10 protein-coding genes are annotated in these 11,124 nt (G+C 57.9%); 5 read left to right on the top strand and 5 right to left on the bottom strand.

The features are described 5' to 3' along the window. The 4 genes from fusA to JWR14_RS04190 all read right to left on the bottom strand — a co-directional run. Positions 1–1,368, bottom strand: a 1,368-nt coding sequence (fusA, locus tag JWR14_RS04175; protein ID WP_299701800.1) for an elongation factor G, incomplete at its 3' end; no start/stop codon positions are given. A gap of 348 nt (positions 1,369–1,716) precedes the next feature. After that, positions 1,717–2,172 carry a DUF192 domain-containing protein gene (locus JWR14_RS04180; protein WP_299701867.1) on the bottom strand — a complete coding sequence of 152 codons (456 nt, stop codon included), beginning with the start codon at positions 2,170–2,172 and terminating at the stop codon, positions 1,717–1,719. Between the two features lie 350 nt (positions 2,173–2,522). Then, positions 2,523–2,720, bottom strand: coding sequence for a hypothetical protein (locus JWR14_RS04185; RefSeq protein ID WP_089163428.1), 198 nt, complete (start codon positions 2,718–2,720; stop codon positions 2,523–2,525). Positions 2,721–3,048: 328 nt separating this feature from the next. Next, complete coding sequence (locus tag JWR14_RS04190) at positions 3,049–3,627, bottom strand: pseudouridine synthase (protein WP_299701810.1); 579 nt, start codon at positions 3,625–3,627, stop codon at positions 3,049–3,051. A gap of 408 nt (positions 3,628–4,035) precedes the next feature. Here JWR14_RS04190 and icd point away from each other — a divergent pair, with 408 nt between their 5' ends. Next, the gene (gene icd / locus JWR14_RS04195; RefSeq protein ID WP_299701813.1) at positions 4,036–5,289 is read left to right on the top strand and encodes an NADP-dependent isocitrate dehydrogenase; all 1,254 of its coding nucleotides are present in this window, start codon (positions 4,036–4,038) and stop codon (positions 5,287–5,289) included. 606 nt (positions 5,290–5,895) lie between these two features. Here the strand turns inward: icd and JWR14_RS04200 are convergent. Continuing rightward, positions 5,896–6,102, bottom strand: a complete 207-nt coding sequence (locus JWR14_RS04200) for a cold-shock protein (RefSeq protein ID WP_035497884.1) — start codon at positions 6,100–6,102, stop codon at positions 5,896–5,898. A 678-nt stretch (positions 6,103–6,780) separates the two neighbouring features. Between JWR14_RS04200 and clpS the strand changes: the two genes are divergently transcribed. The 4 genes from clpS to JWR14_RS04220 form a co-directional block, all read left to right on the top strand. Further along, complete coding sequence (gene clpS, locus JWR14_RS04205; protein WP_031359828.1) at positions 6,781–7,095, top strand: ATP-dependent Clp protease adapter ClpS; 315 nt, start codon at positions 6,781–6,783, stop codon at positions 7,093–7,095. Further along, entirely contained in the window at positions 7,092–9,392 is a 2,301-nt protein-coding gene (clpA, locus tag JWR14_RS04210) for an ATP-dependent Clp protease ATP-binding subunit ClpA (RefSeq protein ID WP_089163433.1), read from the top strand. Before clpS ends, clpA begins: the two co-directional genes overlap by 4 nt. Before the next feature lie 141 nt (positions 9,393–9,533). After that, on the top strand, positions 9,534–10,904 hold the full coding sequence (locus JWR14_RS04215; protein WP_299701864.1) for an amino acid permease: 1,371 nt from the start codon (positions 9,534–9,536) through the stop codon (positions 10,902–10,904). A 93-nt stretch (positions 10,905–10,997) separates the two neighbouring features. Further along, positions 10,998–11,124 (top strand): DeoR family transcriptional regulator (locus JWR14_RS04220; RefSeq protein WP_299701870.1); only part of this gene is annotated, 127 nt, incomplete at its 3' end.

The following is an 11,124-nucleotide window of genomic DNA, read 5'->3' on the forward strand; positions in this document are numbered from 1 at the left end:
GATGATGGTCTGGCCCGACTCTTCGTCGGTCTTGACGCGGAACGAAGGATCTTCCTGTGCCAGGCGGTTCAGCGCCAGGCCCATTTTTTCCTGGTCGACCTTGGTCTTCGGCTCGACGGCCTGCGAAATCACCGGTTCAGGGAAGATCATCTTTTCGAGGATGATCACGTGATTCGGATCGCACAGTGTGTCGCCCGTGGTTGCTTCTTTCAGGCCGACCGCCGCGGCAATGTCGCCCGCGTACACTTCCTTGATTTCCTTCCGTTCGTTCGCATGCATCTGCAGGATCCGGCCAAGGCGTTCCTTCTTTTCCTTGGCCGAGTTGTAGACGGTATCGCCCGAATTCACCACGCCCGAATACACCCGGAAGAAGATCAGCTGGCCGACGAACGGGTCGGTCATGATCTTGAAGGCAAGGGCGGAGAACGGATCGTCGTCCTTCGGATGACGTTCGATTTCGTTATCGTCCTCGTCGTGACCGGTGATCGCCGGGATGTCGAGCGGCGAGGGCAGATAGTCGATCACCGCGTCCAGCATGGCCTGCACGCCCTTGTTCTTGAACGCACTGCCGCACAGCATCGGCACGATCTCGTTGGCGATCGTGCGCACGCGGATGCCGTGCTTGATTTCCTCTTCGGTCAGCGTTTCGCCGCCGAGATACTTATCGAGCAGTTCCTCGCTCGCTTCGGCGGCGGCCTCGACCATCTTGTCGTGCCATTCCTTCGCGGTATCTGCGAGTTCCGGCGGAATGTCCCGGTACTCGAACTTGATGCCCTGGTTCTCTTCGTCCCAGTAGATCGCCTTCATCTTGACGAGGTCGACCACGCCCTGGAAATGATCTTCCGCACCGACCGGAATCTGGATCGGTACCGCGGTCCCCTTCAGGCGATCGCCGATCTGCCGCTGCACGCGGAAGAAGTCTGCGCCGACGCGGTCCATCTTGTTGACGAACGCAATGCGCGGCACCTTGTATTTGTTGGCCTGACGCCAGACCGTTTCCGATTGCGGCTGAACGCCGCCCACTGAGTCATAGACCATGCAGGCGCCGTCGAGCACGCGCATCGACCGTTCCACTTCGATGGTGAAATCGACGTGTCCCGGTGTATCGATAATGTTGATCCGATGTTCCGGATAATTTCCCGCCATGCCTTTCCAGAAGGCCGTGGTGGCGGCGGAAGTGATCGTGATGCCGCGCTCCTGCTCCTGCTCCATCCAGTCCATCGTGGCCGCGCCGTTGTGAACCTCACCAATTTTGTGATTCACACCGGTATAGAAAAGAATGCGTTCGGTGGTGGTGGTCTTACCGGCATCGATATGAGCGCTGATACCAATATTCCGATAGCGGTCGATGGGAGTCTTGCGGGGCACTTGAACCTCCTGTTGATTGGATGGAGCTTTGCAGCCCGAACCGGGCACGACGGCCCGGCCGGCAGCTCCGGAGCGAAGCTTTGTCGTGCTTGTGTGACAGCTTCGCTGGTTTATTAGGATAGCGCGTCGACAAGGTCTTTGCAGGATTCTTGCCAGCTCGGCGAAAAAGATGAATCTTTGATGACGCGCGGGAGATGTTCCCGGTTACGACCTGCGTTGCGTCTTGTGCCGCGAAAAGCAAAAAGCCGGCGCGCGCATAGGCGGGCGGCCGGCTTTGGGTGCAACTTTTCGGGACTGGCGCGGCGTGAGTGGAGGCGTGGAGACTAATCACCCCGCTCCGAGCACCCGTTATTGCGGTGCAGGCAACCCCTTGATCTGCGTGCCCGGCTGAATTCCCTTCGATGCAAACCAGCCCTTGCTCATTTCCAGCGCGTACACGCCATTGTTTCGCGGGCAGTGGTTGTTTTCCGTCTCGGCCTGCATTTCATCGATGTCCGTGACGGTTCCGTCCGCGCGCATGAACGCGATCGACAGCGGGATCAACGTGTTTTTCATCCAGAAACAGTGCACGGCCGTTTCATTGAAGACGAACAGCATGCCTTCGTTGGGCTCGAGCTTCGTGCGATACATCAGGCCTTGTTCGCGATCGGCATCATTCGCGGCAACGGCGGCGTCGATCACATACATGCCCGCGGTGAGTTTCGTGTGCGGAAAATCGGCGGGCTTTTTTGCACCCGGTGGCATTTGTCCCGGTGCTGCGGCCAGCGGTTGAGCGTGTGCTGCCAGCGGCGCGACTGCAATCAACGAAACGAGCGGAACGGAAAACGCAACAAGCGCGCGGCGCACTAGACGTCCAAGATCAAACGATGAAACCGAACGGGGCGAGAGCCATGAAAGACGCACGGCGAAACTCCTGGTGAGATGAAGCCGGTTAGCTAAAGAATCAGTGAAGACTGGCGCATGTTACTTGAGCGCGCGCACGCCGACAAAAAGTGCCTGTGTGGATCTACGTGGATATAACCCGCGCAAACAATCAAACCGATCCAAAGACCCAAAGAAAAAGGCAGAAACCTTTGCAGGTGTCTGCCTTTCAATGCCGCTTTCGCGGCAGCACTACTTGGTCTAGCGTCGCGTTACCGCGATCTATTACCAACTTACTCCGACGCGGCCGAAGCAGCAGCAGCCGAAGCTGCCTTCTTGTGCGTAGCCTTCTTATGCGTCGTCGACTTCTTGTGCGTTGCCTTGTGAGCGGTCGAAGCAGCTGCAGGAGCCGATGCTTCCGGAGCCGAAGCTTGTGCAAATGCAGCCGTTGCGAACAGGCCAGCGACGAGAGCAGCGATCAGTTTGTTCATGTTGTAAATCCTCAGCTTTAGTTTGATTTAACCTTGTGACCCGGTCGATGGAGTCATGACGGTAAACGAGCCATCCACCTTTTGGTTGACAGGGGATTCGAACAAAACTTCGATCCCGCTGCGAGCGCTTGAACCTTACATAAAGCCTTCGAATGCTGGCTCTCTGTTGCGGTCCTTCGCTAATGCCGGATGGCGGTTTTAAGGCATCTGCAGCGAATAACGCCGCATGCCGGAAGTCCGTTGACGTGTTTTTTGGGAATCGTGCAGCGATGATTGTTTGGAAAGCGAAATGATTTTGTAATGTGGTTGTTCCAGTCGAGCGTCGTTGTTAAACAATGCCGTTCCACGGCGCGCGCGGCGGCAGTTCGATCGATGCGCCCGGCGCAAGTCCGAGACTGAATATATCGAGCACGCCGATACCCACGCGCACCAGTCGCAGTGTTGGATATCCGACGGCTGCGGTCATTCGACGCACCTGCCGATTACGTCCCTCGCTGATCGACAGTTCGATCCAGGTGGTCGGAATGGCGGCGCGGTATCGAATAGGCGGGTTACGTGGCCAAAGCCGGTCCACCCATTCCACGGGTTCAACCCGCTTCACGCCGCACGGCCGCGTCACGAAATCCCCCAGGTCAACGCCTGCGGCCAGACGATCGAGAGCGTCTGCGTCGGGCGCACCGTCGACTTGTGCCCAATACCGTTTGACCAGCTTGTGACGGGGCTCGGCAATACGCGCCTGAAGCACGCCATCGTCGGTGAGCAGCAGCAGGCCTTCGCTGTCGGTGTCAAGCCGGCCCGCCGGATAAACGCCGGGCGTCTTCACCCATTCGCCCAGCGAAGGGTGCTTCTCGTGCGGCGAAAATTGACAGATCGTGCCGAACGGTTTGTTAAGAGCAAGCAGCGGCATGGCGGGAAATCGATGAGGAAAAGCGAAAAGAAACGAGGTGCCGCTCAAGCGCAGCGGGCGATCCGGCTATGGCGGATGGCGCGATATTAATGCATAATCCGAAACACCAAGTCCCAAGTCTTATATAAGACATAAGACATGAATCGTACAAGAGCCGATCGTGGCCGCAGCATCATCGACGGTATTTGGACTGCGCCCGCATGCACCGTTTTGTTGCGCTGCGGCGAAACGGGTGCCGGGCAAGCCCTCTGCACGGTGGGCTAGAATACCGTTCTGGTCGCCCCGGGCGCCGCGCCGGTATTGGCGCTGATCGCCGGGCCACCGTTCGCTCGTCCGCCTTTTCGCCGAATTTCCGAACGCATTCTGCGCATTTCTGTTTCAGCTAGCCAGCCATCTTTGGAGTCGACCATGCCGTATCAGCACATCAAGGTTCCGACGGGCGGTGACAAGATCACCGTTAATGCGGATTACTCGCTCAACGTTTCCGACCAGCCGATCATCCCTTTCATTGAAGGCGATGGTACGGGTGTGGACATCACGCCGGTGATGATCAAGGTTGTCGACGCTGCGGTGGAAAAAGCCTATGCCGGCAAGAAGAAGATCCACTGGATGGAAATCTTCGCGGGCGAGAAGGCCACCAAGGTCTACGGTCCGGACGTGTGGCTGCCGGATGAAACGCTGGACGTGCTGAAGGAATATGTCGTCTCTATCAAAGGGCCGCTCACCACGCCGGTTGGCGGCGGTATCCGTTCGCTGAACGTCGCGCTGCGCCAGCAACTCGACCTGTACGTCTGCCTGCGCCCGGTGCAGTACTTCAAGGGCGTGCCGTCGCCGGTGCGTGAGCCGGAAAAGGTCAACATGATCATCTTCCGTGAGAACTCGGAAGATATTTACGCCGGCATCGAATGGGCGGCCGAGTCGGAAGAGGCGAAGAAGGTCATCAAGTTCCTGCGTGAAGAAATGGGCGTGACGAAGATCCGCTTCCCGGATACGTCGGGTATCGGTGTCAAACCGGTGTCGCGTGAAGGCACGGAGCGTCTGGTTCGTAAGGCAATCCAGTACGCGATCGACCACAATCGCAATACCGTCACGCTCGTGCACAAGGGCAACATCATGAAATACACGGAAGGTGCGTTCCGTGATTTCGGCTATGCGCTGGCGCAGAAGGAGTTCGGTGCGGAACTCATCGACGGCGGCCCGTGGATGAAGATCAAGAGCCCGAAGGGCGGCGACGTTGTGCTCAAGGACGTTATCGCGGATGCCTTCCTCCAGCAAATCCTGTTGCGCCCGGCTGAGTACGACGTGATCGCCACGCTGAACCTGAACGGCGATTATGTGTCGGACGCGCTGGCGGCTCAGGTCGGCGGTATTGGCATTGCTCCGGGCGCGAACATGTCGGATTCGGTGGCCATGTTCGAAGCCACGCACGGCACTGCGCCGAAATACGCGGGCAAGGACTATGTGAATCCGGGTTCGGAAATCCTGTCGGCGGAAATGATGCTGCGCCACCTCGGCTGGACCGAAGCAGCGGACATCATCATCAAGTCGATGGAAGCATCGATCCTGAAAAAACGCGTGACGTACGACTTCGCGCGCCTGATGGAAGGCGCGACGCAGGTTTCATGCTCGGGCTTCGGCCAGGTGCTGATCGAAAACATGTAAGTCGGTATCACGAAGTCTCGGAAACCCCGGTTGAGTTTGGCTCACCGGGGTTTTTTTCTTGAGGTCGGCGTGAACTGATCTTCGGTGGGGACGCCGGTGTTAGCTGAGCACTGCAAGGAGTGAAATGTAAATTTTTGAGGATGGCCGTGTCCGGGAGATGGTTCACAGGTCTGGATGAAGCATTTGGCAAGCCGCGCCGGTTCGGTCAAATCGGACGCCAAGGCCGCATCGTCACGGAAAAATGGCAAAAAAGGCGGGCGCCCGCGCAAGGTTCGACCTGACCACGAGCAGCCGTAAAGGATTCTCGTGACGTTAGATTCCATTCAACGATCAAGATGACCTAAGGTAGCTGCCGGTAACTGCCGCCTCAGTCAGGTTTCCGCAGTCATTTTTCAACAAGTTAGCCGGGTTCATCGGCGGATTCGATATTTGCCGTGCGGCTCAAAACAGTTTCAGCCGCGCCGGAATGAAAAACGGCCCGAGCGCAGATGCGTTCGGGCCGTTGAATCCCGCCGTTGCATTCAACTGTCGGATGATAAAGAAACGCTTATCTGAACAGTGTCACGGCACGCGGCCGGTTTTCGAGGACAGCGCGCTATCGAACGGTCAGGCAGATTCCTGGATGTTCGATGCCTGTTTGCCCTTCGGTCCCTGGACAATCTCAAAGCTGACCTTCTGGCCTTCCTTGAGCGTCTTGAAACCATTCATTTGTATCGCCGAGAAATGAGCAAACAGATCCTCGCCGCCTTCATCGGGCGTGATGAATCCGTAGCCTTTCGCGTCGTTGAACCATTTGACCGTACCAGTTGACATCACTTCCCCTCTCACTCTCGTCGCTACCACGAGCACGCTCGAAAAGCTTGGCAACCCACAAAGTGGACCGCCCCCTCCTCACAAGCTCACCGCGGCCTTTCTTCACCTGAAACGCTTCGGAAAAAAGTGCCAGTTTGATTGTTTAATCTCTTAAATCAAGTGTCAAGAAAATTTTGAGATGGTCGTAAAGACGTTGTAAAGACCTCATTTCAAGGGTTTTTCCCGCTTTGCGCGTATCCCGCCGCACAAGCACGCCATCTTGAAAAGTCGCATAATCGACGCACATGACGAGTGTCGGCAGCAGGCGGTTAGTGCCAGCGGCCGCAGCGGGTTGCAGGAGTAGGTCGCAGAGGTCATTCGAACAGTGATTCACTGAGTCAAGCCGATGAGTCAGCCGAAGAGTCAGCCGTAACGGGGAGTGTGGTCAATGTAGCGGCCACTGGTGCGCCCGCTGCGGAGCCCAAGGCAGGCAGAGCCCGAGTCGACAATTCGTTTTTTTGAGAGCTGTGCGATACTGGATTCAACGATGTTTCAAGAGGGCTGGCCTGTGTCACAAAGGCTGGCGGAATTCAGCAAGCGACAGGTTGCGCGAAGCGTGCGGCGACACCGTTTCGGCTCATATGGCGAACGGGGTTTTGGCGAGATGGCGAGCCTGTCCGAGTTGTTTAGAATGGGCGTATGGCGATCAATCCCAACAAGCAGGATGGCACCGTACTGGAGCGGCAGGAACAAAAGCTGAAACAGCCGTCCATGTACAAGGTGGTGCTGCTGAATGACGACTTCACGCCGATGGAATTCGTCGTGTTCGTCGTGCAGGAACATTTCAACAAAGATCGTGAGACTGCGACGCAAATCATGCTGAAGGTTCATCGCGAAGGCAGGGGAGTTTGTGGGGTCTATACGCGGGACATCGCGTCGACCAAAGTTGAGCAAGTCGTTAGCCACGCGAGGCAAGCGGGTCATCCGCTGCAGTGTGTGATGGAGGAAGCATGATTGCCCAGGAACTGGAAGTCAGTCTGCACATGGCGTTTATGGAAGCACGTCAGGCGCGGCACGAGTTCATTACGGTCGAGCATCTTTTACTGGCCTTGTTGGACAACCCGACCGCGGCTGAAGTGTTGCGCGCATGCGCAGCGAATATTGAAGATTTGCGTCAGAACCTGCGCAATTTCATTCATGACAACACCCCGACCGTGCCCGGCACGGACGATGTTGATACCCAGCCGACGCTTGGTTTTCAGCGCGTGATTCAACGCGCGATCATGCACGTGCAATCAACATCGAACGGAAAGAAGGAAGTGACCGGCGCGAACGTGCTTGTCGCTATCTTCGGTGAAAAGGATTCACATGCCGTCTACTACCTGCAACAGCAGGGCGTGACGCGCCTCGACGTCGTCAATTTCATCTCGCATGGCATCGCGAAGACGAATACGGGCGACGCGGCGAAGGCAAGCAGCGACGCGAATCCCGAAGCGGAAGACGCGGCTGCGCAAAAGGAAACCCCGCTTGCGCAATTCACGCAGAACCTTAACCAGCTCGCGAAAGACGGCAAGATTGACCCGTTGATTGGCCGTGAACTGGAGGTAGAGCGTGTGGTGCAGGTGCTGTGCCGTCGCCGAAAGAACAATCCGTTGCTCGTGGGCGAAGCCGGTGTCGGTAAGACTGCCATTGCCGAAGGGCTCGCCTGGCGCATCACGCGCGGCGAAGTGCCGGATATTCTTGCGGACGCCCAGGTGTATTCGCTCGATATGGGCGCATTGCTGGCCGGTACCAAGTATCGTGGCGATTTCGAGCAACGCCTCAAGACGGTGCTGAAAGAGTTGAAGGAACGCCCGCACGCGGTGCTGTTCATCGACGAAATTCACACGCTGATTGGTGCGGGCGCGGCGTCGGGCGGCACGCTGGATGCATCGAACCTGCTGAAGCCGGCTTTGTCGTCGGGTCAGTTGAAGTGCATCGGCGCCACCACGTTCACGGAATATCGCGGAATCTTCGAAAAAGATGCGGCGTTGTCGCGTCGTTTCCAGAAGGTTGATGTGGCCGAGCCGACGGTCGAGCAGACTATCGCGATCTTGCGCGGTCTCAAGTCGCGTTTCGAAGAGCATCACGGCGTGAAATATTCGTCGGGAGCGCTGTCCGCGGCGGCTGAATTGTCGGCGCGCTTTATCACGGACCGTCATTTGCCGGATAAGGCTATTGACGTGATCGACGAAGCGGGCGCAGCGCAACGCATCCTGCCGAAGTCGAAGCAGAAGAAGACTATCGGCAAGAACGAGATCGAAGAGATCATCTCGAAGATCGCGCGTGTCCCGCCGCAAAGCGTTTCGCAGGACGATCGCAGCAAGTTGCAGACGCTGGATCGCGACCTGAAGAGCGTGGTGTTTGGTCAGGATCAGTCTATCGATGCATTGGCCGCCGCCATCAAGATGGCGCGTGCGGGTCTCGGCAAGACGGACAAGCCAATTGGCGCGTTCCTGTTCTCGGGTCCCACGGGCGTCGGCAAGACGGAAGTGGCGAAGCAACTGGCGTTCACGCTGGGTATCGAATTGCTGCGCTTCGACATGTCCGAGTACATGGAGCGTCATGCGGTCAGCCGGCTGATTGGCGCGCCGCCGGGTTATGTCGGATTCGATCAGGGCGGTTTGCTGACTGAAGCCGTCACGAAGAAGCCGCATTGCGTGCTGTTGCTCGACGAAATCGAAAAGGCGCATCCGGATATCTACAACGTGCTGCTGCAGGTCATGGACCACGGCACGCTGACCGACAACAACGGTCGCAAGGCAGATTTCCGCAACGTCATCATCATCATGACGACGAACGCGGGCGCCGAAGCGATGCAGAAGTCGGCAATCGGATTCACGAATCGCCGCGAAACCGGCGACGAAATGGCCGATATCAAGCGGATGTTCACGCCTGAGTTCCGTAATCGTCTTGACCAGATCATCAGCTTCCGCTCGCTGGATGAAGAAATCATCATGCGTGTGGTCGACAAGTTCCTGATGCAACTGGAAGATCAGTTGCATGAGAAGAAGGTCGACGCAGTCTTTACCGACGGCTTGCGCGCGCATCTGGCGAAGCACGGTTTCGACCCGCTGATGGGCGCACGTCCCATGCAGCGTCTGATCCAGGACACGATTCGTCGTGCGCTGGCGGACGAGTTGCTGTTCGGCAAGCTGATGTCGGGTGGGCGCGTGACGGTGGACGTGGACGAGAACGACAAGGTGGCGCTCACGTTCGACGAAAGCCCGGTGCCGCGCAACCCGAATCCGGAAGCGGTCGAGGTTGAATGACAGGGCAGTAGGTAAGACTGAAGTCAGGTGACACGCGATTGAGGTGTGTCATCATCGGCGAGGCGGCGCGGGGAAGTTTCCCGCGCCGCCTCGCTTTTTTGCGTCCGCATTTGTTGCGGATATTGACTTCAAGAGGTTGATTTGAGCTTTAAACGGGGATCGTTCGAGACAATTGTCGAACGGGAGAAGGGGCTGCACCGGAGCTTGACCGCCGGACAGATGTCGATGATCGCTATCGGCGGGGCGATCGGAACGGGGCTTTTTTTAGGCAGCGGTTTTGCGATCGGTTTTGCCGGGCCGAGCGTGCTGGTGAGTTACGCGATCGGCGCGCTGATCGCGTTGTTGCTGATGGGCGCGCTCGCCGAGATGACCGTTGCGCACCCGACCTCCGGGTCGTTTGGCGCGTACGCGGAGTTTTATATCGGGCCGCTCGCGGGATATCTCGTGCGCTACGCATACTGGTCGGCCGTCGTGTTTGCGGTCGGGACCGAGGTGAGCGCGGTCGCCGTGTTCATGAAGTACTGGTTCGCGAACGTGCCGGGCTGGTATTGGATCGTTGGTTTCTCCGCCGCGCTGATTGGCGTGAACGCGGCGAGCGTCAAGGTGTACGGCGTGATCGAATACGGGTTTTCGATGCTGAAAATCGTGGCGATCGTCGCGTTTATCTTGCTCGGCGCGGTGTTTGTGTATGGCGCACCGGTGTCGTCCGGCGTCGGGCTGAACAACTTCACGGCGCACGGCGGCTTCTTTCCGCACGGCGTGAAGGGCATGTGGTTTGCGGTCATTGTTTCCATCTTCAGTTACCTGAACATCGAGACGATCGCGGTTGCGGCCGGCGAAGCGCGCGATCCGCAACGCGCCGTGGCACGGGCTTTTCGCTCGACCGTGTTCCGGCTGGTGCTCTTCTATCTGCTCACGCTGGCGCTGATGCTCGCAATCGTCCCGTGGACGCAGGCCAGCACCGACGAAAGCCCGTTCGTCAAGGTGATGGCCGCCACCCACGTTCCGTACGCTGCGGGCGTGATCAACTTCGTGGTGCTCGTCGCCGCGCTTTCTGCGATGAACAGCCAGCTCTACATCACCACCCGCATGATGTTCAGCCTGTCGCGGGCCGGTTATGCGCCAGCGCGCTTCGGGCGCCTGAGCGCGAATGGCGTGCCTACCGCCGCGCTATCCTTGTCGACGAGCGGCATAGCCTTGGCGACGATCCTCACCGCGTTTTGGCCGGCGATAGCGTTCGGGTTGATGATGTCGCTGGCAATTTTTGGCGCGATGTTCGCCTGGCTGATGATCTTCGTCACGCACCTATTCTTCCGCGCTCGATATGACGGGCCGGCGCTGTCTTTCCGGATGGTGCTGCATCCGTTCGGAAGTTTGCTGGGCGCGGGTTTGATGGCGGCAATCATGATCACTACCGCTTTCACGAGCCAATTTCGCATGACGCTCGTCTACGGACTCGCATTCATGGTCGTTCTGGTCGCCACCTACATGCTCTGGTATCGGAAGCGATAGAAGGCGCGGGTAAACACCGACCATAACTCCTTTGCGTCTCTTTCGTTTCGAAACTAAAATCTTTCGAAACGAAAGTGCAAAGGTGGTGCTGCCGTGTTGGCCAACAAGAACTCGCTTCATCGGCGTTTGCGTATCGTCGAACTTGTCCGCAAGCGTGGCGAAGTATCGGTCGACGAACTCGCTACGGCGTTCGATGTTTCCAGCGTCACGATCCGCTCGG

Source organism: Caballeronia sp. (assembly GCF_028292365.1).
Classification (GTDB): Bacteria; Pseudomonadota; Gammaproteobacteria; order Burkholderiales; family Burkholderiaceae; genus Caballeronia.

Excerpts from the sequence above, each read along its gene's own strand:
- JWR14_RS04185 (WP_089163428.1), bottom strand. The coding sequence starts at position 2,720 with ATGAACAAACTGATCGCTGCTCTCGTCGCTGGCCTGTTCGCAACGGCT.
- JWR14_RS04190 (WP_299701810.1), bottom strand. The coding sequence starts at position 3,627 with ATGCCGCTGCTTGCTCTTAACAAACCGTTCGGCACGATCTGTCAATTT.
- icd (WP_299701813.1), top strand. The coding sequence starts at position 4,036 with ATGCCGTATCAGCACATCAAGGTTCCGACGGGCGGTGACAAGATCACC.
- JWR14_RS04200 (WP_035497884.1), bottom strand. The coding sequence starts at position 6,102 with ATGTCAACTGGTACGGTCAAATGGTTCAACGACGCGAAAGGCTACGGA.
- clpS (WP_031359828.1), top strand. The coding sequence starts at position 6,781 with ATGGCGATCAATCCCAACAAGCAGGATGGCACCGTACTGGAGCGGCAG.
- clpA (WP_089163433.1), top strand. The coding sequence starts at position 7,092 with ATGATTGCCCAGGAACTGGAAGTCAGTCTGCACATGGCGTTTATGGAA.